24 protein-coding genes are annotated in these 24242 nt (G+C 30.5%); 14 read left to right on the top strand and 10 right to left on the bottom strand.

Going from position 1 to position 24242, the window contains the following annotated elements; translation table 11 throughout:
- Positions 1 to 11: 11 nt before the first annotated feature.
- Positions 12 to 308, top strand: a complete 297-nt coding sequence (locus ACXGQT_RS00680; RefSeq protein ID WP_457829514.1) for a DUF6787 family protein — start codon at positions 12 to 14, stop codon at positions 306 to 308.
- Here the strand turns inward: ACXGQT_RS00680 and ACXGQT_RS00675 are convergent.
- Positions 305 to 571 (bottom strand): hypothetical protein, encoded by a 267-nt coding sequence (locus tag ACXGQT_RS00675; protein WP_457829513.1) that lies wholly within the window; start codon positions 569 to 571, stop codon positions 305 to 307. The two genes, ACXGQT_RS00680 and ACXGQT_RS00675, sit on opposite strands and share 4 nt — an antisense overlap.
- Positions 572 to 588: 17 nt before the next feature.
- Here ACXGQT_RS00675 and ACXGQT_RS00670 point away from each other — a divergent pair, with 17 nt between their 5' ends.
- The 3 genes from ACXGQT_RS00670 (at position 589) to ACXGQT_RS00660 (ending at position 2843) form a co-directional block, all read left to right on the top strand.
- Positions 589 to 1218 (top strand): NUDIX hydrolase, encoded by a 630-nt coding sequence (locus ACXGQT_RS00670; RefSeq protein WP_457829512.1) that lies wholly within the window; start codon positions 589 to 591, stop codon positions 1216 to 1218.
- A gap of 61 nt (positions 1219 to 1279) precedes the next feature.
- Positions 1280 to 2104 (top strand): lysophospholipid acyltransferase family protein, encoded by an 825-nt coding sequence (locus ACXGQT_RS00665; protein WP_457829511.1) that lies wholly within the window; start codon positions 1280 to 1282, stop codon positions 2102 to 2104.
- Positions 2105 to 2165: 61 nt separating this feature from the next.
- A complete protein-coding gene (locus tag ACXGQT_RS00660; RefSeq protein ID WP_457829510.1) occupies positions 2166 to 2843 on the top strand; it encodes a hypothetical protein in 678 nt (225 codons plus the stop codon).
- Here the strand turns inward: ACXGQT_RS00660 and recR are convergent.
- Positions 2829 to 3449 carry a recombination mediator RecR gene (gene recR, locus ACXGQT_RS00655; RefSeq protein WP_457829509.1) on the bottom strand — a complete coding sequence of 207 codons (621 nt, stop codon included), beginning with the start codon at positions 3447 to 3449 and terminating at the stop codon, positions 2829 to 2831. The two genes, ACXGQT_RS00660 and recR, sit on opposite strands and share 15 nt — an antisense overlap.
- A 75-nt stretch (positions 3450 to 3524) precedes the next feature.
- Here recR and ACXGQT_RS00650 point away from each other — a divergent pair, with 75 nt between their 5' ends.
- From ACXGQT_RS00650 to ACXGQT_RS00630, 5 genes are read left to right on the top strand one after another with little or no spacing between them, the layout of a single operon-like run.
- A complete protein-coding gene (locus ACXGQT_RS00650; protein WP_457829508.1) occupies positions 3525 to 4988 on the top strand; it encodes a sodium:solute symporter in 1464 nt (487 codons plus the stop codon).
- A complete protein-coding gene (gene pdxH, locus ACXGQT_RS00645; protein ID WP_457829507.1) occupies positions 4981 to 5628 on the top strand; it encodes a pyridoxamine 5'-phosphate oxidase in 648 nt (215 codons plus the stop codon). The genes ACXGQT_RS00650 and pdxH overlap by 8 nt, the downstream gene beginning before the upstream one ends.
- Positions 5629 to 5639: 11 nt before the next feature.
- Positions 5640 to 6131, top strand: coding sequence for a SixA phosphatase family protein (locus ACXGQT_RS00640; protein ID WP_457829506.1), 492 nt, complete (start codon positions 5640 to 5642; stop codon positions 6129 to 6131).
- A gap of 23 nt (positions 6132 to 6154) precedes the next feature.
- Positions 6155 to 7054 carry a Ppx/GppA phosphatase family protein gene (locus tag ACXGQT_RS00635; RefSeq protein ID WP_457829505.1) on the top strand — a complete coding sequence of 300 codons (900 nt, stop codon included), beginning with the start codon at positions 6155 to 6157 and terminating at the stop codon, positions 7052 to 7054.
- A complete protein-coding gene (locus ACXGQT_RS00630) occupies positions 7035 to 7790 on the top strand; it encodes a peptidylprolyl isomerase (RefSeq protein ID WP_457829504.1) in 756 nt (251 codons plus the stop codon). The genes ACXGQT_RS00635 and ACXGQT_RS00630 overlap by 20 nt, the downstream gene beginning before the upstream one ends.
- Before the next feature lie 6 nt (positions 7791 to 7796).
- Here the strand turns inward: ACXGQT_RS00630 and ACXGQT_RS00625 are convergent, their stop codons facing one another.
- The 4 genes from ACXGQT_RS00625 to ACXGQT_RS00610 form a co-directional block, all read right to left on the bottom strand.
- The gene (locus ACXGQT_RS00625) at positions 7797 to 8633 is read right to left on the bottom strand and encodes an inositol monophosphatase family protein (RefSeq protein ID WP_457829503.1); all 837 of its coding nucleotides are present in this window, start codon (positions 8631 to 8633) and stop codon (positions 7797 to 7799) included.
- Positions 8634 to 9608: an oxidoreductase family protein gene (locus tag ACXGQT_RS00620; RefSeq protein ID WP_457829502.1), complete on the bottom strand. Its 975-nt coding sequence runs from the start codon at positions 9606 to 9608 to the stop codon at positions 8634 to 8636.
- Positions 9609 to 9712: 104 nt separating this feature from the next.
- The gene (locus tag ACXGQT_RS00615) at positions 9713 to 9874 is read right to left on the bottom strand and encodes a hypothetical protein (RefSeq protein WP_457829501.1); all 162 of its coding nucleotides are present in this window, start codon (positions 9872 to 9874) and stop codon (positions 9713 to 9715) included.
- An 88-nt stretch (positions 9875 to 9962) separates the two neighbouring features.
- A complete protein-coding gene (locus ACXGQT_RS00610; protein WP_457829500.1) occupies positions 9963 to 11282 on the bottom strand; it encodes an aspartate kinase in 1320 nt (439 codons plus the stop codon).
- Between the two features lie 155 nt (positions 11283 to 11437).
- Between ACXGQT_RS00610 and ACXGQT_RS00605 the strand changes: the two genes are divergently transcribed.
- The 3 genes from ACXGQT_RS00605 to ACXGQT_RS00595 all read left to right on the top strand — a co-directional run bounded on the left by ACXGQT_RS00605 (position 11438) and on the right by ACXGQT_RS00595 (position 15837).
- Positions 11438 to 12097 carry a hypothetical protein gene (locus tag ACXGQT_RS00605; protein WP_457829499.1) on the top strand — a complete coding sequence of 220 codons (660 nt, stop codon included), beginning with the start codon at positions 11438 to 11440 and terminating at the stop codon, positions 12095 to 12097.
- A 208-nt stretch (positions 12098 to 12305) separates the two neighbouring features.
- A complete protein-coding gene (locus ACXGQT_RS00600; protein WP_457829498.1) occupies positions 12306 to 12935 on the top strand; it encodes a hypothetical protein in 630 nt (209 codons plus the stop codon).
- A gap of 46 nt (positions 12936 to 12981) precedes the next feature.
- Complete coding sequence (locus tag ACXGQT_RS00595) at positions 12982 to 15837, top strand: glycosyl hydrolase 115 family protein (protein WP_457829497.1); 2856 nt, start codon at positions 12982 to 12984, stop codon at positions 15835 to 15837.
- Between the two features lie 28 nt (positions 15838 to 15865).
- Here ACXGQT_RS00595 and ACXGQT_RS00590 read toward each other — a convergent pair whose 3' ends face one another.
- From ACXGQT_RS00590 to ACXGQT_RS00580, 3 genes are all read right to left on the bottom strand, one after another.
- A complete protein-coding gene (locus ACXGQT_RS00590; RefSeq protein ID WP_457829496.1) occupies positions 15866 to 16843 on the bottom strand; it encodes a Gfo/Idh/MocA family protein in 978 nt (325 codons plus the stop codon).
- A gap of 32 nt (positions 16844 to 16875) precedes the next feature.
- Positions 16876 to 17661: a transglutaminase-like domain-containing protein gene (locus ACXGQT_RS00585; protein ID WP_457829495.1), complete on the bottom strand. Its 786-nt coding sequence runs from the start codon at positions 17659 to 17661 to the stop codon at positions 16876 to 16878.
- A gap of 210 nt (positions 17662 to 17871) precedes the next feature.
- A complete protein-coding gene (locus tag ACXGQT_RS00580; protein WP_457829494.1) occupies positions 17872 to 19011 on the bottom strand; it encodes an NAD(P)/FAD-dependent oxidoreductase in 1140 nt (379 codons plus the stop codon).
- A gap of 178 nt (positions 19012 to 19189) precedes the next feature.
- Here ACXGQT_RS00580 and ccsA point away from each other — a divergent pair, with 178 nt between their 5' ends.
- Together ccsA and ACXGQT_RS00570 are read left to right on the top strand one after the other, a co-directional pair.
- Entirely contained in the window at positions 19190 to 22429 is a 3240-nt protein-coding gene (gene ccsA / locus ACXGQT_RS00575) for a cytochrome c biogenesis protein CcsA (protein ID WP_457829493.1), read from the top strand.
- A 65-nt stretch (positions 22430 to 22494) separates the two neighbouring features.
- Positions 22495 to 23010, top strand: a complete 516-nt coding sequence (locus ACXGQT_RS00570) for a DUF2892 domain-containing protein (protein ID WP_457829492.1) — start codon at positions 22495 to 22497, stop codon at positions 23008 to 23010.
- Positions 23011 to 23090: 80 nt separating this feature from the next.
- Here the strand turns inward: ACXGQT_RS00570 and bshA are convergent, their stop codons facing one another.
- The gene (gene bshA / locus ACXGQT_RS00565; RefSeq protein ID WP_457829491.1) at positions 23091 to 24227 is read right to left on the bottom strand and encodes an N-acetyl-alpha-D-glucosaminyl L-malate synthase BshA; all 1137 of its coding nucleotides are present in this window, start codon (positions 24225 to 24227) and stop codon (positions 23091 to 23093) included.
- Between the last annotated feature and the right edge of the window lie 15 nt (positions 24228 to 24242).

The following is a 24242-nucleotide window of genomic DNA, read 5'->3' as shown; positions in this document are numbered from 1 at the left end:
AAATTAAAGACATGGATAAACTAAAAGAACGTTGGGGACTTACATCTAATTGGAGTGTTGTAGCAATTTTAGTTGCATTTAGTATTAATGGTTCTTTTGCAGCTTTTATTGTAAAGCCAATGCTCGCTTATGCTGGAGTAACAAAAGATAATTTAAATACTATTGTTTTTTATTTCCTTTATATTGTTCCTGTTTTTGTAGTCTATCAATTTACCTTACCATGTGTAGGTTGGCTAGTTGGCCAATATTCTTTTTTTAAAAACATGCAAACAAAAATGATGGTTAGAATGAAGTTGAAAAAAGCTTAATCTTTTTTATCTAACCACAAGCTTAACAACCATGTAATGGTAAAAGTAGGGAACACATCGGTAAAAGGAAGTGCTTCTTCAATAAAACCAATTACGGCTGTATATTTAGATACTTTGTTCTGATATATTTTCATCATTAAATAAGCTGATAAAGGAGCCCAAATAACATCAACAACTTCTCCAACTCCTGGAACAAAAAAAGGAAGCATACCTACAATATCTAAAACAATACTCACCAATAATTTTATATATTTAGATTTCATAATATTATCATTTAAAAATGGAATTTAATTATTTATGTAATCATATAGACCTGTTGGTAAAAATGACATTACCGGGAATTGATGCTCATAAAACTTTATCTCCAATACAGAGACCTCTTTTTACAAAATACAATATTCCAGACAATGCAAAAAAAGCAGGTGTTTTGGTTTTATTATATCCCAACAAAGAACAAAAAACAACCTTACTTTTAACCAAAAGAGCACAATATAAAGGTACACATAGTAATCAGATAAGTTTTCCTGGAGGTAAAAAAAATCCTGAAGATGTAGATTTAAAAAACACAGCCATTAGAGAAACTTATGAGGAAGTTGGACTGGCACAAACAGATTTAAAAATACACAAGCAACTCAGTTCTATATACATACCTCCTAGTAATTTTAAAGTAAATTCTTATTTGGCTACCATTCCTTATACTCCTGTTTTTACAAAGAACTATGAAGTAGATGAAATTATACACATTACCATAGAAGAACTTTTAAATAATAATAATTTAACTACCTTTAAAACCGCTACATCTTATGCTAACAACATAGAAGTTCCCTGTTTTATGTTTAACAAACATTGTGTTTGGGGAGCTACTGCTATGATTTTAAGCGAAGTGAAAGAAGTTTTAAAAAACCTATGATAAGGAACAAAATATTGTAAATTTGTTACCCGATTAATATTAAACAACATATATAGATACAATGAGCCTATTTAAAAAGAACCCCTTTGGGCACTACCTTTTTCTAAAAAAAATAATCATTAGTATTTTTGGTATCGTTTCTTACCGTAGATATAACGGTTTTAACAAATTAAACATAGAAGGTTCTGAAATTTTAAAAGATCTTCCCACCAATAAAGTCCTATTTATTTCTAATCACCAAACATATTTTGCTGATGTTGCTGCCATGTACCATGTTTTTTTTGCTACATTAAACGGTAGAGACAACAGTTTAAAAAGATGGACTTATTTATTAAAACCTAAATTAAACCTATATTACATAGCTGCTTTAGAAACTATGAAAAAAGGTTTATTACCAAAAATATTTGCCTATGCAGGTTCAATTTCTATTGAAAGAACATGGAGAGCTGCAGGAAAAGAGGTAAACAGACAAGTTAAAATGTCTGATATTTCTAACATAAAAAAAGCTTTAGATGATGGTTGGGTTATTACTTTTCCCCAAGGAACAACCAAACCTTTTAACCCTGTTAGAAGAGGAACAGCGCATTTAATTAAAACCTATCAACCTATTGTAATTCCTATTGTAATTGATGGGTTTAGACGTTCTTTTGACAAAAAAGGATTGATGATTAAAAAAAGAGGAATTCTACAATCTATGGTCATCAAACCACCATTGGAAATTGATTATGAAAACGAAGATGCTAATGATATCTTAAAAAAGATTGAATTTGCTATTGAGCAACACCCCTCATTTTTAAAAGTAATTTCTGTTGAAGAATACGCTGCGCAAGAAAGAGCATTAAACAAACAAAGAGAATTTTGGAATTCTGATAGTGATGAGGACTAATATCGTTTTTCATATTAATCAGACACAAAAAACAGTTCTGTTTTTGTTATTAATGACTGTTATGAGTTGTTCTACAGAAGAAGAATATATTCATACAGATATTACGCTAGAAACAACTAAAAAAACGCTTTACAAAGGAGAAAAATTTCAGCTAAAAGCCATTTCTGATTTACCATTAACTTATCAATCTGAAAATGATTTTCATGCAACAGTATCAACAAGCGGATTGTTACAAGCAGAATATGTTGGTAAAACAAACATTGTAATTAGTAATAATGAAAACACACAATCTGTAAATATTACCGTAGCTCCTAAAAGTGCTTTATATCCAGAACCTTTACTGGACTTTACACTATCTAAAACAGAAGTTATTTCCTTACTAGGAACTCCTGATGAAGAAACTGAAACAGCTATAACATACAATAATTACTCAGAAGCATCTCCTTCTATTACATATTCGTTTAATGAAAAAAGCATTATTAAAAGCGTTAGTGTAACTGTTAAAAACTCTTATTACTCTACTTTAACAAACACACACCTTAATGAAAGATATAGATTTTCAAATGTGTTTAACGACGTAAATGTAGGGAATGTATTTGAATACCATAATTCCCTAAACAACATAACTCCTAGCTTGGTCGTTTTTTTATATAGCACAGATAGTGTAAATTACATCATAAGATACATTCCATACACTGAATCAGAAGAGACAAAACTTAAATATTTAAGATTGTCTTAAAGAAGTTTCAAACGGAATTCTATTAACAATACTTCTCCCAAGGGTAACTTCATCAGCATATTCTAACTCATCTCCCACAGAAATACCACGTGCAATGGCTGAAATTTTTACATCATAATTTTTAATTTGCTTGTAAATATAAAAGTTAGTCGTATCTCCTTCCATGGTAGAACTCAAAGCAAACACCAATTCTTTTATAACTCCTGATTGTACTTTTTCTAACAAACTGTCAATTTTTAAATGGCTTGGGCCAATGCCTTCCATAGGAGAAATTTTACCTCCTAATACATGATACAATCCTTGAAATTGAGCTGTATTTTCAATAGCCATTACATCTCTAACATCTTCTACCACACAAACAATGGTTTCATCTCTTTTAGGACTAGCACATATATCACAAAGCTCAACATCAGAAATATTATGACAGCTTTTGCATAATTTTATATCATCGACCAACATATTTAAAGCTTTTGTTAAATAATGTGTTTGTTCTTTGGGCTGTCTTAATAAATGTAATACCAAACGTAATGCAGTTCTTTTACCAATTCCTGGCAATTGAGAAACTTCATTCACTGCGTTTTCTAAAAGTTTTGATGAAAAATCCATAAGTACACAAATGTACACATATAGCGTTACAGAATAAAAAAAATATTTAATTTGGTACTACCTTAAATTAAATAAATGACTCCTCTTTATATTGCTCTTTTAGTCGGTGCTTACTTTCTTGTTTTATACACCATTTCTGTACTAACTGGTAAGGAAAACAACAATGAAACCTTTTTTAAAGCCAACCAAAAAGCTCCATGGTACATTGTTGCATTTGGTATGATTGGAGCTTCTTTATCTGGAGTAACCTTTATTTCTGTACCTGGTTGGGTAGCCACCAGTCAGTTTAGTTATATGCAAGTTGTTTTTGGTTATTTTTTAGGATACATGGCCATTGCTTATATTTTACTACCGCTCTACTACAAATACAACATCACCTCCATTTACGGATACTTAGAACAACGTTTTGGAAACAATAGCCACAAGGTTGGAGCAGCTTCATTTTTAGTTTCTAGAGTTTTAGGAGCCTCTTTTAGATTGTATTTAGTGGCATTAGTACTACAATATTTTATTTTTGATGCATGGCACATTCCTTTTGAATTTACGGTGATTCTTTCTGTATTATTAATTTGGATTTATACATTTAAAGGCGGAATTAAAACCATTATTTGGACAGACACCTTACAAACTTTATTTATGCTGATGGCATTAATAGTGGTAGGTTATATTTTATTACAAAAATTAGACACCAATTTGTTTGATTTTATTACCTCTACTGATTACAAACAATACGGAAAAATATTTTTTACTGAAGATGTTAACGATACCAAATATTGGTTAAAATCTGTTTTAGGAGGGGCATTTATTGCTATTACCATGACAGGACTAGACCAAGACATGATGCAAAAAAACTTAGCCTGTAAAAACACCAAAGAAGCCCAATGGAACATGTTATCTTTTGCACCATCTTTAATAGTTATTAACTTTTTATTTTTACTGTTAGGTGCTTTGTTATTTACCTATGCACAAAAGCAGGGAATTGAAATTCCTGTACAAGACGGTAAAGCTAAAACAGATTTACTCTTTCCTGAAATTGCTTTAAATGGAGGCTTAGGACTTGGAGCTTCCATTCTATTTTTATTAGGATTAATTGCTGCTGCTTATTCTAGTGCAGATAGTGCTTTAACTTCTTTAACCACTTCTTTTTGTATTGATTTTTTAAAAATAGAAAACAAACCTATTGAGCAACAAGAAAAAATACGAAAGAAAACACATATCTATATGTCCTTGGTTTTAGTTATCACTATTATTTCGTTTAAATATATTTTAAGTGATAACGTTATCAGTAACCTTTTAAAAGTAGCTACTTATACCTATGGACCTCTTTTAGGATTGTTTTCCTTTGGTATTTTTACCAAACATAAAATTCATGACAAATGGGTATTATTTATTACCATTCTTGCCATATTTTTTAGTTATTTTATCAATGAATATAGTACAGTACTATTTAACGGGTTTCAATTTGGATACGAATTATTAGTTCTTAACGGAACTATCACATATTTAGGACTTTATATTATCAAACAAAAAAATGAATAGCGATTTAAGTAACTATCGTAAAGTATATCAAAAAGGAGAATTGTTAAAAACAAACGTTCCCAAAGCTCCTATTGATCTTTTTCAACAATGGTTTTACGAGGCTGAAGATGCCAAAAACGGATCAGAAACCAATGCTATGAATATTGCCTCTATTGGTTTAGATGGATTTCCTAAAAGTAGAATTGTACTTTTAAAACGTTTTACCTGGGAAGGATTTATTTTTTACACCAACTATAATAGCGAAAAAGGGAAAGCCATTGCCCAAAACCCTAATGTTTGTGCCTCTTTTTTTTGGGAGCAACAAGAAAGACAAGTTATTATAAAAGGAAAAGCTGAAAAAATACCAGAAAATTTATCCGATGGTTATTTTGAAAGTCGCCCTGAGGGTAGTAAATTAGGAGCATGGGCATCTAATCAAAGTGAGGTGGTAACCTCTAAAGAAGTTTTAAACCATCAATTAGAAACATTTACAGAAAAGTTTAAAGAAAAAGAAATTCCTAGACCAAAACATTGGGGAGGATACATTATAAAACCCATCTCTATTGAGTTTTGGCAAGGAAGACCTAACAGAATGCACGATAGAATTAGATACACCTTATTAGAAAATTTTGATTGGAAGATTGAAAGACTAGCTCCATAAAAACAATTAACATGAAAACTATTTACATTGTAAGACACGCTAAATCTTCATGGGAGTATGAAGGAATTCAAGATATAGACAGACCCCTAAAAAAACGAGGAATTAAAGATGCTTATTTATTAGCTAACGTACTAAAAGACAAGATTAAAAAGCCCGATGCTTTTATATCTAGCTGTGCCAACAGAGCATTACACACAGGAGTTATTTTTTGTAATGTCATGGGATTTCCTATGGCAAATTTGAAAATTAGCAAATCTTTGTATAGCTTTAGTGATGGTTATTTGGTAAAAACCATTCGTGCCCTAGACGATGCGTATGATTCTGCCATTGTTTTTAGTCACGACCATGGAATTAATACTTTTGTAAACACCTTTGGTAACAAACCAATTTCACATGTACCTACTTGTGGGGTTATTGGAATTCAGTTTGATACCGAACACTGGAAAAACATAAAATCTGGAAAAACAGTATTAAAAGAATTTCCTAAAAACCACAAAGACTAAATACTAATTTAAAAGATATTATTTTGATTCGTATAAAAAAATATGCAGCCATAGATATTGGTTCTAACGCAGTAAGATTGTTAATTGCTGACATTATTGAAAATGAAGAAAACGACAAAGTAAAATTTAAAAAATCTGCTTTGGTTCGTGTTCCTATACGTTTAGGGGCAGATACTTTTGGTGAAGGAAAAATATCAGAAAAAAACATTTTGAGATTAACCGATGCCATGAATGCTTTTCAATTATTAATGAGTGTACACGGTGTTGAAAAGTATAAGGCTTGTGCAACATCTGCTATGAGAGATGCTAGCAATGGTGATTTTGTAATTGATAGAATTTTAAAAAAATCTGGTGTTAAAATAGATATTATTGATGGTGAAATTGAAGCTCAAATTATTGCCACTACAGATTTAGGAGAATTGCTAGACAATAGTAAATCTTACCTATATGTAGATGTAGGAGGAGGTAGTACAGAAATGACTATTTATAAAAAAGGAGAAGTTGTAAACTCAAGATCTTTTAAAGTAGGTACTGTACGTATGCTAAATCAAAAAGATGCTTTGGCAGGTATTTGGGATGAAATGAAAGAATGGGTAAAATACAACACCAAAGGACTTAAAAACATTAGTTTAATTGGTTCTGGTGGTAACATTAACAAAATTTATAAAATGTCTGGTAGATCAGACGGTTCTCCACTTTCTTTTATTTACATGAAAGCCAATTACAAGTATTTAAAAGCAATGACATACGAAGAACGTATTTCTGAATTAAACCTAAATCAAGATAGAGCCGATGTAATTATACCCGCTACCAAAATATATGTTTCTGCCATGAAATGGTCCGAAGCTAAAAAAATATACGTTCCTAAAATTGGTCTTTCGGATGGAATTGTAAAAAGTTTATATGCAGGTATTATTGAATAAATTTATAAAACATACAACATTACTTATAACATTGTTTTCATTAATAATGTTAACGTCTTGTATAGAAAACTCAACTAACAGAAAACCTACAGGAGTTATTAAAACTCCTACTCCTCCCAAAAAAGAAGTGGTTAAAAAAAAGGTGGTTGTACCAAAACCAGTACCTAAAAAACTGTTAGTACAAGATGTAATAAACGAAAAAAACGTTCGTAGCTTTTTTCTTGATTATGGTAAAAAAAACCCTGAAACCAAACTGCTTTTAAAAACAAGATTAGGGAATATGCACATTACCCTATTTAAAGAAACTCCTTTGCACAGAGCTAGTTTTATTTACTTAATTAAAAATGGTTATTATAACAAAACCTGTTTTCATAGAATTGTAAAAAACTTTATTATTCAAGGTGGTTGGTCAGACAAAGAAGTTGTACAAGAATATAGAAGTCAACTAAATAACTATAGAATTCCGCCAGAATTTAGAAAAGACATTATTCACAAAAAAGGAGCTTTGTCTGCAACCAGAAGCTGGGTAGAAAATCCTGGAAAACTTTCAAACCCTTTTGAGTTTTTCATTATGCAAACCAGTATAGATTGTTCACATTTAAACTATGAACATACTGTTTTTGGACAAGTAACTAGTGGGTTTGATGTTATAGATAAAATTATAAATGTAACCTTAGACGGTCGTTCTGAATGGCCAGAAGTTGATGTTAATATTGAATTTGAAATATTGGAGTAAATTCTTTTACCAAATTTCAAACTTTATTCCCTCATTATTCATATAAGTGTTTTCTTCTTTATTTAAATTAATTTTATTTCCAAAATAATCTGTAGGCACACACCCTAATACCGAAGCTATACAAGAACTTGCTGCAAAATCCCAAGCACAGCCCCCTCCTTGTTTATCTCTATGAGGTTTGATATATACTGCCGGTGCATTTTCTAACACTCCTATTACATTCATTACTGCTCCTTGATGAGTAATTACTTCAAGTGGTTTTTTATATTTTTCTAAAGACTGTTTCTCTAAAGATTTTACCAAATAAGGATGAGCTCCACTAGAAACAAAACTTAAATCACTGTAAAAAGTAAGTCCTTTGTTTTTGTTGTATTGAATGATGAACTTAACTCCATCTTTGTAAACTTTTCCTCCTTTTACGGCATCATATAAATGGTTGTGATAAGGATCATAAGCTACCCCTACCACAGCTTCTCCATTTTTAGCAACCAAACCAATAGCTACTGCAAACCCAGGTGTTTTTTTGGTGAATGGCAACGTACCGTCTATGGGATCTACTGTCCAAAAATAATCTTTTACCAATCTACTCTTATCATCCTCCGTTTCTTCACCCAACCATCCTAAATCGTACTTTTTTATGCTGTCTTGTAAACTAGCAAAAATAATTTCTTGTGATTTTATATCAACCTCTGTAACAACATCAGCTGCTAAACTCCCACCCTTGCCTTTACTACCTATTTTAAAATCGGTACCAAAACAAGCAATTACATGTTTACCAGCTTCTAGCGCTGCTTTTTTAGCAATTTCTCTTAGCTCTTCTAAATCCTTAATGCTTAATTTCATTTATCTTAATGCTTTTATTACTTGTTGTGCAACTTGTTCACTATAACTGTTTATTTTCCAATGACCGGGACTCCATCCTTTTAAAAATCTATGAAAATCTGTCCACGCAACTGGAAACAAAGCTCTCCATTCTTTTTCTACTTCTTGATATTCTACATTTATGTTTTTATCAATAATCGCATGTTTAAGAGTATTGAAATAAATATCTAAAATTTCTGATTCATATTCTTTACACTCTTCTTCAGACAAACAGCTTCCTATAAAATAAGCCAAATCTTTCATCCCACATCCTCCACCAACATATTGAAAATCTACTGCTGCAACTTTCAATCCATCTTCAGAAAAACAAAAATTAGCCAATTTAGCATCTCCGTGTACAAAAGTCTTAAATGTAGCATTGTTTAATTGTTCATCAATTTTAAAAGCCATATTTTTTAATTCTTTATCTTGCAACACTTCTAATTCTTCTGGACGAGTATTTAAATGCCAGTAAGTTCCTACATTCCACAATCCTTTAGGCTCTTGTTGTAAAAAAGTAGCATGAAAATTTGCCAACCATTGTACACAAGCATTGATATGATTCCAAGAAACTTGATGAATTCTAGAAGGGTATCCAACAATATCCAAATCTTCTAAAACAATTAAAACCTCATCATTATAAGTATCAAAAGCAAATAATTCTGGTATTTTACACTTTTGATTACATTTACTAGCATAGTCCCTATAAAATGTAGTTTCTACTTGATATGATTTAACTTTTCTATGATGAGATAAATTGGTATTCCACCCTCTTGGATGTTCTTTTACTTTAGGCAACTGAACCCACTTTACCACTACTTGTTTTATGGGACTCTCTATAAGTTGATATCGAACAATTTTACCATAACCACTCCAAAGCGTTTGTATGACTTCTTTTTCTCTGAATCTTTTAGCTCCTGTGCTAATTAATATGGTTTTCTTAAACTGAGAGTTCATGTTAATTATCTTATAAAATAAAGATACAAAAGGCAAATGAGGGACCATAAAAAAGCCTAGTAGAATTTCTACTAGGCTTGATATATTTTAAATGAAATATTTTACTATTTCTGCTTTTTAGCTGCTGCTTTTAATTGAAAGTTTTCAATAATAGTTCCTGTAATCCAGTAAGGTACTACAAAAGTTAATAAGAAAATTAACAACCAAAATCCAGCTGTAAATACAAATAAGAATGCTAAAAATCCTAAGTATTGTGAAATATCCATTTTATCTTAAATCTTTAATTCGTGAGTTATAAGTGCAAAAATAAACTTTTTTTCTATTTTACCTCATCAAAAGATGAATAATTATCTACTAAAATACACCTTTGTTTAAAGCTACTAATGCTTCTTTTTTGTTTTCGGTATTAATGACCAAAGATACATTGTAGTTAGACCCTCCATAAGAAATCATACGGATAGGAATATTTGTTAAACTTGTTAAAATTGGCGTTCCTGCTCCAGTTCTTTTTGATGAAAAATCACCAGCCAAACAAACAATTGTTAAATCAGTATCTACCTCAACAGCTCCAATTTCTTTTAACTCAGCTACAATTTCATCTAAATAGGTAGTATCATCAATAGTTACCGATACTGCTACCTCTGAAGTGGTAATCATATCTATAGAAGTTTTGTATTTTTCAAATACCTCAAAAACTCCTTTTAAGAAACCATAAGCCATTAACATTCTGTAAGACTTAATTTTAATAGCTGTAATACCGTCTTTAGCAGCAATAGCTCTTACTCCTCCTTCTGGTACTTCACAGTTCTTAATAATAGTTCCTGGAGAATTTGGCTCAAAAGTATTTTTTAACAATACAGGTACATTGGCTTTGCGTGCAGGAATTACAGATTGTGGATGCAAAATTTTTGCTCCAAAATAAGCCAACTCGGCAGCCTCATCAAAAGAAATCTCTTTTAAAGAAAAAGTATTTTCTACAAAACGAGGATCATTGTTGTGCATTCCATCAATATCTGTCCAAATTTGAATTTCATCAGCTAAAATAGCCGCCCCAATTAAAGATGCAGAATAGTCAGATCCACCTCTTTTTAAGTTGTCTATTTTTCCTGTATCACTTAAACAAATATATCCTTGTGTTACAAAAATTTCTGTGTCTTTATTTGCAGCAATAATTTTACTATATTCTTTTGTAATTTTTTCTATTACAGGTTCGTTAGCCTCATCAATAGCCATAAAATCAAAAGCAGAAACCAATAAAGCACTTGCTCCCAATTCTTTTAAATGAAAATTGAACAAGTTTGTTGATAATACTTCACCTTGAGCTACAATGTTTTTTTCTATTTGTTTTGATGGAATTTCAATTCCAATATGTTCTCTTATAAATTCAAATCTATCAGAAACCAAAGCTATGGCTTCATCTTGATTCTCTTTTTCAGACAATAATTCTTTAACTACATCAACGTATTTTTCAATTAACTCATTAATTAAATCGTTGGCTTGTTCTTCTCTATAATTAATAATATGATCTGCAACTTCGTGCAAAGCATTGGTAGTACCAGACATTGCTGACAAAACTACTGTTTTTTGCCCTTCAACATTTCTTACAATGTTAGCAACTTCTTTTATGCTTTTTGGACTTCCTACCGAGGTACCTCCAAATTTTAATACTTTCATACTTGTCTTAAATTAGTCTCTTAATTAGTGTTTCTAGTCTCTAATATATATTACCAAGGGTAATAAAAGCGCAAAGGTTTCACAAAAGTGTTATTTGTACAAAAAAATAATAATATCTTTACATCTTGATACTAATTGTTAAAATTTGAACAGGTATGAAAACCATACAGGAATCTGTTGAGGGGATTATTAGAAAAACACCTTTTTTAGAAGAGGCTTTAAACGACAAATTAATTAATGTTTCTTCTTTGGCCAGAGTCATTCAGCCAGATGTTGAAAAGGACTTAAATAAAGAAGTGAAATCTGGAGCCATTATGATGGCTATCAACAGGTTATCACCTTCTAGTATTTTAAAAATTCGAAAAAACATAAAAAAAATCACCTTAACTTTAGGAGACTTTATTGTACGTTCTGATTTGGGAAATTTTACGTTTAAAAACACTCCTACATTACTGAAATGTATTTCTGATTTGATTAAAGAATTTGGAGAGGATAAAGATTATTTCTTTACCATTTCTCAAGGTATTTTTGAAACCAATATTATTACAAGTAGAAAGTTACATAATAAGGTATCTGATATTTTTAAATCAGAATTACTTTTATCGTCTGCAGATGAGTTAGCCTCTATTACTATTAAGTTACCAAAATCAAACTCCCAACAATCTGGTATCTATTATTTTATTTTAAAACAATTGGCTTGGGCAGATATTCCTGTACAAGAAATTATATCTACCACACATGAAATTACCATTGTGGTTAAAGAAACAGACATTAATAAAACTTTTTCTATTTTAATTGATATGAAAAAGAGCTAGTCTCTCTTTTTAAACATAAAAAACTCCAATCTTACTCTTTAAGGTTGGAGTTTTTTACTTTATGTACAAAGTAAAAAAAAACTGTCTATATTTAGTTATTAATTAACTACTTATTACTTACATGAATAACTGTTTTAAATTTTTTATAATCATAACAATTATTTTTACTGGTAGTTGTACTCAACATTTATTCATAAAAAAAGTAGCTGTGAATAACATTCCTTTTTCAGAAAATTTTAGCAACAAACAAACATTTAGCACCAACTGGAAAGACAATTCTTTTGGACATCCAAAATCATATGAATTAAAAAATGATGTTCTAAAAATTACTACAAGAGCCAATAGCAAAGACCGAGTAAAAGTAAAAACCAAGCGAAAAGATTTTGGTATAGGTACATATGAATGGAAAATATACGTTCCTAAATTTAACCTTAATGACCAGTGTAGTATTGGTGCATTTATTTATCATTCTGGGAAAACTCCCTATGAAATAGATTTTGAAATAGGTTCGGGAAATATTAAGGATAGAAAAGAAATAGCTGCAAATACTAACGAAGCTGTTGTACATTGTACATCACAACATCATCCTCATACTTCTAATGTTTTTAAGGTAACTACCGAACAATGGCATTATTTTAAAATAGAGTTGAGCGAAAACAACAATAGATATTTTATAAAATGGTTTATCAACAATGTTTTGGTAAAAACACTACAAACAGATATTAAAACCAAACATAAATTTACTGTACATAACAGTTTAGAAAATTTATCGTTTATGGGAGAACATTTACCCAACAAAGAAAACTATGTACTGTTTGACTCTTTTAACTTTAAGTAAAAATTATATATTGCGTATTAATTGTGATTTTAACACTTAATATATAATGAAAAATATTTTACTGGGAATAATTCTGATTCCACACTTATTTTATGCTCAACTATACATTAGTAATAATAAAAGCCCCCATAATTTCCCTATAGTTAACTCTAAACAGGCTACAACTATATATTTTGATAGTAAAGATGATAAAGTAATTCACAAAACAGTGAGCTTATTATCTTCAGATATTTATACTATTACAGGAAAAACACCTAAAATATCAACCTTAAATAACTCATTTAACGAAAATCTTATTATTATTGGAACCATTGGTAAGAATACATTAATAGATGATTTAATCAATCAAAAAAAATTAGATGTTAACCTCATTAAAAATAAATGGGAACAATTTACCATTCAAACTATAAAAAATCCATTTCCAAATGTAAAACAAGCTCTTGTTATTGCCGGAAGTGATAAAAGAGGAACGGCATATGGAGTTTTTACACTTTCTAAATCAATGGGAGTTTCACCATGGTACTGGTGGGCTGATGTCCCTGTAAAAAAACAAAAACACATTTTTATAAACCATATAAATTATACCTCTAAAGCACCTACTGTAAAATATAGAGGTATTTTCTTAAATGATGAAGATTGGGGATTACAGCCTTGGGCATCAAAAAAAATAGATACTAATATTAAAGATATTGGTCCTAAAACTTATGAGAAAATTTTTGAACTACTCCTTCGTTTAAAAGGAAATATGGTGGCTCCAGCCATGCACGAATGTACCAAAGCTTTTTATACCATACCTGGCAATATGGAAATGGCCGAGGATTATGGAATTATGATAACGACTAGTCATTGTGAACCTCTTTTATATAACAATGCTAGCGAATGGGACAAACAAAAACAGGGAGATTGGAATTATGTAACCAATAAAAATGAAATTATTAAAGCTTTAGATACTAGAATACAACAAGCTAGTAATAATGATAATATTTACACTATTGCTTTAAGAGGAATGCACGATGAAGGAATGGCTGGTGGTTCTGATGAACAAAAGCTAAAAACGCTAGATGAAGCAATTAAAGATCAAAGAAATATTTTATCAAAGTACATCAAAAAACCTATTACAGAAGTTCCACAGATTTTTGTTCCATATAAAGAAGTGTTGGGTATTTATGAAAAAGGCCTAGAAGTTCCAGAAGACATTACTATTGTTTGGCCAGATGACAATTACGGGTATCTTAAAAAATTAGGAACCCCTGATGAACAAAACAGAAAAGGAGGAACAGGAGTTTATTATCATATTTCTTACTTAGGATGGCCTAATGATTATCTTTGGTTAAACACCACGCCACCAGCATTAATGTATGCCGAAATGCATAAAGCATACTCTTTAGGTGCCAATAAATACTGGTTATTAAATGTAGGAGACATCAAACCAGGTGAAATGGGAATGCAGCTTTTTCTTGACATGGCATGGGATTTTGATCAATTTAACTTTGAAAACATTAATAAATATCAAGTAAATCAACTTTCTTCCATTTTTGGGGAGGAATACAAAAATGATATTGAATATATTTTAGATAGATATTATTATCATGGTTTTACTCGTAAACCAGAATACATGACTTGGGATTTTCGTTGGAATAGTCTTTTTGCTCATGAAAAAGTAAAGGATACTGAGTTCTCTTTTATAAATTATAATGAAGCCGAAAATAGACTAAAAGATTATAATGATATTGCTAACAGAGCAAAAACTATATTAAACAAACTACCTGAAAAATTTAAAGCTTCTTTTTACGAATTGATTTATTATCCTGTTAAAGGAGCTTCCCTTTACAACCACGAAATGTTAATTGGACAGAAGAACAGATGGTATGCTAAACAAAAAAGGGCAGCTACAAATAGTTTAGCAAATGATGTTATATTGTATCATGATAGTATTGCTTCTATTACTAAAAAATACAACAACTTACTTAATGGTAAATGGGACGGAATGATGACGGCTCCTGGTTTTTTACCTACACCACAGTTATCACCTACATCAAAAATAGAATTACCTAAAAATTCTAGTATGAATGTTTTTGTAGAAGGAATATCTACAAATGATAAAACCTCTTTAAAGCTACCCGAATTTAATCGGGTAAATAATAAATCTTACTTTTTTGAACTTTATAACTCAGGGACTACCCCTTTTAAATGGAGTGCCATTCCATCTGAAAAATGGATAAAACTTAATATCAATAAAGGAAATACTAAAGTTCAGCAAAGAATTGAAGTATCTATTGATTGGGACAAAGTACCAACTAGTAAATTAGCAGAAGGAAAAATAAATATCCACAACAATAATCGCATAACAGAAATTAAGGTCATTGCTATACCTCAAAAAAAGGAATTAAATACAGGTAATTTTTATACTGAAGATAAAGGAGTTATTAGTATTATTCCAACTGCATATCACAGAAAAAAAGAAAATGGAGATATTAAATTCCAAACAATTAGCGGACTTGGATATAGCAATTCTTCACTTCAACTAGGAAATGCCAAATTTAATTCTGGAAACAAATCATATGTAGCTTATGATTTTTACACATCTAAAGCAGGAAATATTACTATAAAAACCTATATGCTTCCTTTATTTGCTAAAGATAAAGACCACGGAACTCGTTATGGTGTTCAAGTAGATGATCTAAATTATATTGAACACAGCAATTACGTAAAAGAATATTCAAAAAACTGGGCAAATAACATTATTCGTAATAGTGCTATTAATGAAACAACTATTTATGTTGACAAAGCAGGTAAACATACATTAAAAATATATGCAGTAGACCCTGGAATGATCCTTCAAAAAATAGTAATAGACACTGGCGGATTAAAACCATCTTATCTAGGACCAACTTCTATGTAAACAATCTATATTTTAGAAAAAAATAGGCTTAATACTCCAAGCCTATTTTTTTTCTAACTGTATCTAAAGTTTGAATCAGTTTTTTAGAAAAATCAAAAGTCATGATATTACTTTCTTTTCTTCCTTCCCTAATTAGCTGATTAAAATGTTCTGCTTCATAATTATATCCTATGGTTTTTACACCAAAATCTACGGTTTCTTCTTCTCCATTTTTTATAACAGTTACAGAAGTAGGAATATGAAACTCTGTATTTATTTTAATTATTCCTTGTTCACAAGTAAAAATAGCTTCGGTAGCAGTTTGTTCTTGAATAGAACTTTTTAAATAAGCTTTGGCTTTTTGATAATGAAAAATCATATCACAACTTGCATCGGCTCCATTGTCAAAAAAAGTAGCTTTCGCTTCTATATCTTCTGGTATTCCTAAAGTTGTTAAAGCCACAAAAATTGGATAAATTCCAATATCTAATAAACTCCCTCCTCCTACTTCTTTTTTAAACAATCTGTTTTCATTGTTAAATGGCCTATGAAAGCCAAAATCAGCTTCTAAAGAAAGTACTTTACCTAACTTTTGTTTTTTTATTAATTCTAAAACATATTGATAATGTGGTAAAAAATAAGTCCACAAAGCTTCCATTAGCAACACGTTTTGTTCTTTGGAAGCGCTAATCATTTCTTGCACTTCATCTAAATTCATAGCAAAAGGCTTTTCACATAATACTGCTTTTTTATGCTTTAGACACAAAATAGAATGTTCTTTATGAAAACTATGAGGTGTTGCAATATAAACGGCATCTACATTTTTATCTTTTGCCAATGCTTGATATGAATCATAAGCCATGGTAGCATTAAAATCTTTAGCAAATTTCTCTGATTTTTCTTGACTTCTTGAAGCTACAGCATACAATTCTGCCTCAGAAATGGTTGCCAAATCTTTAGCAAATTTTTGAGCTATATTCCCCAAACCAATGATTCCCCATTTTATTTTATCTCTTTGTAATGACATCAATATATTTTTTGAGTAGAAAGATAATCAATCTAAAAAAGATGTTCAACTTTTATGTTTTGCTCTATGGGATAAACGGAAGCCCCAAATTGATTAAAAACGGCTACATCAGCAGCATCTCTACCAAAACCTAACACCACATAACCTCCTGGGTATCCTGTTTGTGTAGCATCAAAAGTATACCACCTATTCCCTATATATGCCTCAAACCAGGCATGCATATCCATAGGGTATAAGCCATGTAAATACCCAACCACAATACGCGCAGGAATACTTAAACTTCTGCATAACGCTATTCCCAAATGAGCCAAATCTTTACAAACGCCAAATCCTTTGTTTTTAACCTGTAAAGCAGACAAGGGTTCACTGTTACTACCTGGAACATAATCTATATTTGTACGTAACCAATTTGTAATTGCTGATACTTGATTGTAACCTAAATATTGTCCTTCACCAATACTCATAGCCAAATCATTAAAACAATCAGATTCGCAATATCTACTAGGTAATAAATAACTTAACACAGCATCAGGTAAATTTTGAATTTCTATAAATGGTTCACCAAAACCTTGATCTATGAAATTTGAAGTCATTACTTGAGAGGAAGTTTCTATAGAAAAAAAACCAGGATCTGCTATTAAACGCTGGCATAAATTCCCGTAACTGTCTGTGAACTCAAAAACAGGAACATTTGGAATTATTTTATACTCTTCTTTTTCTACCCATTGATGTGCACCACTACGAGGTCTTAACATAAGAATAAATGGAGTGGGTTCTGCAATATCAAACTTTAAGTAACAACTTGTTTTTAAGCGCATATTTTAATTTTAAACCCTATAGGTATTTGTATTAGTAAACACAACTCCTTCAAAGATAGTTTATTAATACTGTACTCTAGTTTAAAACAGTTATTATAAAGCAATTTCTCTTTTAAAATTTGAGAATAACAAAGCAGTAATATATAACTTATAAAGTTTAATAATTAAAAAAAGCTAGTATATGTTAATACTAGCTTTTTTAGTGAATTGTTAGAAAACCAATCCTTTTAACTTTTCTTTAATTTTTTCATTCACATCTTTAGGGTAGTTTTTTTCTCCCATAAAAATATCTGTCATGGCATCACTAAACCTCTGTCCATATTTCTTTAATAAAAATTTTCTTACCATTTTACTACCATAAAATACTTTAGCCAATTTCATAGAAGTAAGCAATTCTGGCATTAACGTATTTTCAATAATATCGGTATATGTTTTAGCTGCTTTTTCTTCATCTCCGTTTGCTTCTGCTATCGCTTCAGCAGCTAATTTACCACTTAATATGGCGTTTGATATTCCTTCGGCTGTTAATGGATCTGCAAACCCAGCAGCATCACCAATTAAAAACACATTGTTTTTTACGAATCCATCTAAACGAGGAGTTACAGGAATTTGATATCCATGTTTTTCTATATTTAATATTTCCTCTATTCCTAAAAACTTAATATATTCTGCACAATATTCTTTAATTTTTTGATCATCTTTTAAGATAGCCCCAACACCTATAGATAAATGTTTCTTTTTAGGAAAACACCATCCATAACCAGCTGGAATAGCATCAATATCAAAACGAATTTCCTTAGACAATCTTTCAAAATCTACATCATTTACTTCTATTTCGTATTCTAAAGCTGGAATTAAATTACGAGTATCCTTTTCCCAACCAGCCATTTTAGCTACTTGACTGTAAACTCCATCGGCAGCAATAACAAATTGTGCATTTATAATTCCTTGGCTAGTTTCAATATTTACAGAGCCATCAACTTTTTGAAGTGATTTCACTTTACAATCTTCAATCAAATCAACCCCTAATTCTTTTGCTTTATTAACAATTAACAGATCAAAAGAATCTCTCATTACTAATGATACAATAGGCTCTTCTCTTTCTGTAACAAAGTGCAAATCTTTTCCCATATAGATATCAATTTTATTAAACTCAATATCTACAACTTCAGACACATCAAAAGGCATATTTTTTCTACCTCTATATACAAAACCACCACCACAAACTTTATATCTTGGTAATACTTCTTTTTCTAAAATAACTGTTTTAATACCTGCCTTTGCTAAGTGAAATGCTGCTGATGCTCCTGAAGGTCCAGAACCTACAACTGCTACCTGATATTTTTTCATGAATTAATATATGTTTAGACAGTAACAATAATATAAATAATCTCCAATTAAAGCTAATACAACCCTCAATAATTTTATCCATTTAAAAAAAACAAAAACAAAGCATATTGGCACTAATATTGACAGGTTTTTGTGGTTTTATTACGTAATTTAGCACCTCAAAATTTTAATGTTACCCATGAAAAAAATTTGGAATATTTTATACAGTACTCGCTTAATGGCCATTCTATTTGTTGTGTTTGGAGTTTCCATGGGAGTCGCTACTTTTATTGAAAATGATTATGGTACTGAAACCTCAAAAGCTTTGGTATATAACACGTGGTGGTTTGAGGCAATTATGTTACTTTTTGTTATCAACTTTTTTGGAAACATTTTTAAATACAAATTATTTAAAAAAGAAAAATGGGGGATTTTATTATTCCACGTTGCTTTTTTGTTTATAATTATTGGTGCAGCCGTTACCAGATATGTTAGTTATGAAGGAGTAATGCCTATTTTAGAAGGCGAAAAAACCAATGAGTTTTTTTCTGAAACAACATATTTAAACATTAACGTTCATAACTTTAAAGAAGAAAAATATGTACACAGTCCTATTTTACTTTCTGCCAAAGGAAAAGCTTCTTACCATTTTGAAACAGATTTTAGAGGTCAAAACTTTAAATTTGAACTAACAGATTACATTCCAAATGCCAAAACAGAATTTACAAAAACTGAAAAAGGAGAAACTTTTATTCATTTTGTAGAATCTAGCTCTGGATCAAGACACGATCATTATATTAAAAAGGGAGAGTTAGAAAATATTCACGGAATTTTAGTGGGGTATGAAAATGCCGAAAACGCTTCTGTAAACTTTACAGAAAAAGATGGAACCTTGTATTTAGAATCTAAATCTGATGGTTCTTTTATGAGAATGGCAGATCAATTTCAAGGAACAATTACAGCAAACAGCTCTGAAAAATTTAACTACTTAAGTTTACACCAAATTGCAGGATTAAGTTTTGTGGTACCTGAAAAACCAATTACTGGAGAAATGAAAGTCATTTCTTCTGATGATAAAGAGGCTTTCCCTGAAGCCTTGTTAACTTTTAAAGTGACCTCTAAAGATAAAATGACTTTAATTCAAGTAAAAGGGGGAAAATACACTTCTAACAAACCTGTTACTTTTACTTTGGCTGGATTAAACTTTAATTTGTCTTATGGATCTAGAATTTTAAAACTTCCTTTTTTTATTAAACTAAATGATTTTCAATTAGAAAAATATCCTGGTTCAGAATCTGCTGCTTCTTATGCAAGTGAGGTAACCCTAATTGATGAAGAACAAAACAATACTTTTGATTTTAGAATTTTCATGAATCATATTTTAGATTATAGAGGTTATAAATTTTTTCAATCTAGTTATGATATCTCTGGACCCAAAGAAGAAACCAGATTGTCTGTAAACCACGATGCTATTGGAACTACCATTACTTATATTGGTTATTCTATGTTATACACTGGATTGATGATGATTTTATTTATGAAAAACTCTCGTTTTGGTCAACTAGGTAAAAAACTTAGAAAATTAAAAAGCAAAACTACTGTGATTGCTTTAGTTTTAGGATTAACTTCTACTTTTTGTTTTGCTCAACACACAGAAGAAGATCGCAATCACGAGGGACATAACCATGCTACCGAAACTGTGCATGAAGAAAATCATGAAGGACATAATCATACCTCTGAAGAAACTTCAGAAGAAGAACATAATCATCAAATGGAGGCTATATCTCCACAAGCGGCTAAAATTGCTATTGTAAAAAATGCTGTAAAACAAGAACACGCACTTGAGTTTAGTAAAATTGTAATTCAAGATGCTGGAGGTCGTATGAAACCTATCAATACTTTTGCTAGCGAATTATTAAGAAAAGTGAGTAAAAGTGAAACATATGAAGGTTTAGATGCCAACCAAGTATTTTTATCTATTGTAGAAAACCCAAGACTTTGGTTTGATGCTCCTGTGGTTTATTTAGAGAGAAATGATGAAAAAATCAGAAAGATTTTAGGAGTTGATTTAGATACAAAATATGCTTCTTTATCAAGTTTTATAGACCCTAACGGAAATTACAAATTGGTTTCTTATGTAAATACTGCAGAAAAAAATCAAATTAAAAGTGCTTTTGAAAAAGATGTCATTAACATAGACAAACGTGTAGGATTGTTATACACAGCTATAAGCGGAAGTATTTTACGTATTTATCCTAAAATTAATGATGATAACAACAAATGGGTTTCGCAATTAGAATTAGAGACTGCCGGATTTAAAGGAACCGATTCTGTTTTTGTAAAACAAATTTTACCTGCTTACAAACAAGTTTTATGGGAAGCAAAACAATCTGGAGACTATGCTGATGCAAATGAAATTTTAGAAGGAATTAAAAACTTTCAGAAAAAATATGGTGCCGAAGTTTACCCTAGTCAAAAGAAAATAGATTATGAAATTACTTACAACAAGTATGATATTTTTAAAAAACTATTCTCATACTACACCTATATTAGTACCATATTATTTTTGTTAATAATTTTCCAAATATTTAAAGATGGAAAAATAGTAAGAGCATTAATCAAAGGAGCAATAGGAATTGTTATTTTCTTATTTATACTACAAACAGCAGGATTAGGAGTACGTTGGTTTATTAGCGGACACGCTCCTTGGTCTGATGCTTATGAGTCTATTATTTACGTAGGGTGGGCAACCATGCTATTCGGTTTAATTTTTGGAAGAAAATCATCATTAACCATTGCTGCAACTGCTTTTGTTGCTGCCATGATTTTAATGATTGCACATTGGAACTGGATGGATCCTCAAATTGCGAACCTACAACCTGTACTAAATTCTTATTGGTTAATGATTCACGTTGCAATTATTGTTGCAAGTTATGGACCTTTTACTTTAAGTATGATTTTAGGTTTAGTTGCTTTAATTCTAATGATATTAACCACTAGTAAAAACAAAAAATCTTTAAAAGTTAAGATAGATGAATTAACCATTATAAACGAAATGAGCATGACTGTTGGTTTGGTTATGCTATCTATAGGAAACTTTTTAGGAGGTATGTGGGCTAACGAAAGTTGGGGACGATATTGGGGATGGGATCCTAAAGAAACTTGGGCTTTAATTAGTATTATGGTTTATGCTTTTGTATTGCACATGCGTTTGGTACCTGGACTAAGAAGTAAATTTACCTTTAACATTATATCTGTTTATGCTTTTGCAAGTATTATGATGACCTATTTTGGAGTAAATTTTTACTTATCAGGATTACATTCTTATGCAAGTGGAGACCAAGTAGTCACTCCAAGTTTTGTATATTATTCAATTGCCATTGTTGCAGTACTTGGAATTTTAGCTTACTTAAAATTTAAAAAATACTATAAAAAATAAATTGCATTCTAATATCCACAAATATTAATGTAAATTCGCAAATCTTATAAAACCAAACAATTCATATGTTTCACAAGTATTTAAAATTAGTTTTAGCAGTAGGAGTTACTGTGTTGGCTGTATTACAGTTTATTGATGAAAATATAGGTAATGGTATTTTATTACTATTGTTAGCTGGTATCTTTGTCTTCTTATATTTCAAAAATGAAATTTTATTATTGGCTTTTTTACAAATGAGAAAGCAAAACATGGAAGGAACAGCTAAGTGGTTAGATAAAATTAAAAAACCAGAAATGGCATTAATTACTTCTCAACAAGCTTATTTTTATTATTTACAAGCTATTTTATTGGCTCAAAAAAACATGACTCAAGCAGAAAAGTTGTTTAAAAAAGCTTTGGGAATTGGATTACGTATGAGTCATGATATTGCCATGGCTAAATTAAATTTGGCTGGAATTGCTATGAGTAAACGTAGAAAAAGAGAAGCGACTACATTACTTAACGAAGCTAGAAAATTAGACAAACACGGTATGTTAACTGATCAAATTAAAATGATGAAGGATCAAATGAAAAAGATCTAAATGATTGGTAAACTAAAATAAAAAAAACGTCTTTATAAATTTTATAAAGACGTTTTTTATGAAGTAAAGTATCATCATTTTTAAACTGTTAACACCAAACTTTTATATATGGCCTCGTATTTAGGTAAGACATTATCTATACTAAACTCTTTGGCTCTTTCTAAAGCATTTTCCTTATAACCTTCTAAAACCTCTTTATTTTTAATTAGTTTCAAAGCATTTTTAGCCATATCATCAACATCTTTAACATCACTTAAAAAACCTGTAACTCCATGAACATTTACCTCGGGTAAACCACCTGTATTAGTAGAAATTACCGGCGTTCTTGCCGCCATGGCTTCTAATGCTGCCAATCCAAAACTTTCAGACTTTGAGGGTAATAAAAATACATCTGTATAACATAAAATTTTATCAACCTCTGTACTATTTCCTAAAAAGACAATCTTATCAAAAACACCTAACTCACGAGCCAATCTTTTTACCTCAATCATATCAGGCCCTTCTCCTACTAAAATTAATTTTGCTGGCTTTTTTTCTAAAACCTTAGCAAATATTTTAACTACATCTTTAGCTCTTTTAACAGGTCTGTAATTACTTATATGGGTTAATATATATTCCTCTTCTGTTGCTATACTTCCTCTTTGACATTCCGAACCTTTTAAAGGATGGTTTTCATATTTTTCAAGTTCAATAAAATTATAAACAACTTCTATCTCTCTATTAATATCAAACAAACGATAAGTGTCATCTCTTAAACTTTTAGATACTGTAGTAACAACATCTGAATGATTGATGCTAAACTCTACTGCTGTTTTGTAATTAGGATGACTCCCTACCAATGTAATATCAGTTCCATGTAAAGTAGTTACTACTCGGATATCAATTCCCTTTTCATGCAACATTTTTTTTGCCATATAAGCTGCATATGCATGTGGTATTGCATAATGTACATGTAACAATTCTAAGTTATGCTTTTCGGCAACTTGAACCATTTTACTAGACAGAGCTAACTCATAAGGCTGATAGTGAAATAAAGAATACTCTTCTATTTGTACTTGATGAAAATGAATTCCACTAGAAATTAGATCTAATCTAACAGGAGGATGATAAGTAATAAAATGTACTTCGTAACCTTTTTGAGCCAAAGCCATCCCTAACTCAGTTGCTACTACTCCACTACCTCCAAAAGTAGGATAACACACTATACCAATACGCATATTTATAAATTTCTA

It is taken from the genome of Wenyingzhuangia sp. IMCC45467 (genome assembly GCF_054111205.1).
Note: the sequence above shows the minus strand (reverse complement) of the source record. Positions and strands in the feature narration are given on the sequence as shown.

What these genes read in the sequence shown, in the direction of transcription:
- ACXGQT_RS00590 (WP_457829496.1), bottom strand. Translation starts at nt 16,843, where the DNA reads ATGTCATTACAAAGAGATAAAATAAAATGGGGAATCATTGGTTTGGGG.
- ACXGQT_RS00615 (WP_457829501.1), bottom strand. Translation starts at nt 9,874, where the DNA reads ATGGATATTTCACAATACTTAGGATTTTTAGCATTCTTATTTGTATTT.
- pdxH (WP_457829507.1), top strand. Translation starts at nt 4,981, where the DNA reads ATGAATAGCGATTTAAGTAACTATCGTAAAGTATATCAAAAAGGAGAA.
- recR (WP_457829509.1), bottom strand. Translation starts at nt 3,449, where the DNA reads ATGGATTTTTCATCAAAACTTTTAGAAAACGCAGTGAATGAAGTTTCT.
- ACXGQT_RS00665 (WP_457829511.1), top strand. Translation starts at nt 1,280, where the DNA reads ATGAGCCTATTTAAAAAGAACCCCTTTGGGCACTACCTTTTTCTAAAA.
- ACXGQT_RS00620 (WP_457829502.1), bottom strand. Translation starts at nt 9,608, where the DNA reads ATGAACTCTCAGTTTAAGAAAACCATATTAATTAGCACAGGAGCTAAA.
- ACXGQT_RS00580 (WP_457829494.1), bottom strand. Translation starts at nt 19,011, where the DNA reads ATGAAAAAATATCAGGTAGCAGTTGTAGGTTCTGGACCTTCAGGAGCA.
- ACXGQT_RS00625 (WP_457829503.1), bottom strand. Translation starts at nt 8,633, where the DNA reads ATGAAATTAAGCATTAAGGATTTAGAAGAGCTAAGAGAAATTGCTAAA.
- ACXGQT_RS00660 (WP_457829510.1), top strand. Translation starts at nt 2,166, where the DNA reads ATGAGTTGTTCTACAGAAGAAGAATATATTCATACAGATATTACGCTA.
- ACXGQT_RS00630 (WP_457829504.1), top strand. Translation starts at nt 7,035, where the DNA reads ATGCAGGTATTATTGAATAAATTTATAAAACATACAACATTACTTATA.
- bshA (WP_457829491.1), bottom strand. Translation starts at nt 24,227, where the DNA reads ATGCGTATTGGTATAGTGTGTTATCCTACTTTTGGAGGTAGTGGAGTA.
- ACXGQT_RS00605 (WP_457829499.1), top strand. Translation starts at nt 11,438, where the DNA reads ATGAAAACCATACAGGAATCTGTTGAGGGGATTATTAGAAAAACACCT.
- ACXGQT_RS00650 (WP_457829508.1), top strand. Translation starts at nt 3,525, where the DNA reads ATGACTCCTCTTTATATTGCTCTTTTAGTCGGTGCTTACTTTCTTGTT.
- ACXGQT_RS00595 (WP_457829497.1), top strand. Translation starts at nt 12,982, where the DNA reads ATGAAAAATATTTTACTGGGAATAATTCTGATTCCACACTTATTTTAT.
- ccsA (WP_457829493.1), top strand. Translation starts at nt 19,190, where the DNA reads ATGAAAAAAATTTGGAATATTTTATACAGTACTCGCTTAATGGCCATT.
- ACXGQT_RS00670 (WP_457829512.1), top strand. Translation starts at nt 589, where the DNA reads ATGGAATTTAATTATTTATGTAATCATATAGACCTGTTGGTAAAAATG.
- ACXGQT_RS00640 (WP_457829506.1), top strand. Translation starts at nt 5,640, where the DNA reads ATGAAAACTATTTACATTGTAAGACACGCTAAATCTTCATGGGAGTAT.
- ACXGQT_RS00570 (WP_457829492.1), top strand. Translation starts at nt 22,495, where the DNA reads ATGTTTCACAAGTATTTAAAATTAGTTTTAGCAGTAGGAGTTACTGTG.
- ACXGQT_RS00585 (WP_457829495.1), bottom strand. Translation starts at nt 17,661, where the DNA reads ATGCGCTTAAAAACAAGTTGTTACTTAAAGTTTGATATTGCAGAACCC.
- ACXGQT_RS00680 (WP_457829514.1), top strand. Translation starts at nt 12, where the DNA reads ATGGATAAACTAAAAGAACGTTGGGGACTTACATCTAATTGGAGTGTT.
- ACXGQT_RS00675 (WP_457829513.1), bottom strand. Translation starts at nt 571, where the DNA reads ATGAAATCTAAATATATAAAATTATTGGTGAGTATTGTTTTAGATATT.
- ACXGQT_RS00610 (WP_457829500.1), bottom strand. Translation starts at nt 11,282, where the DNA reads ATGAAAGTATTAAAATTTGGAGGTACCTCGGTAGGAAGTCCAAAAAGC.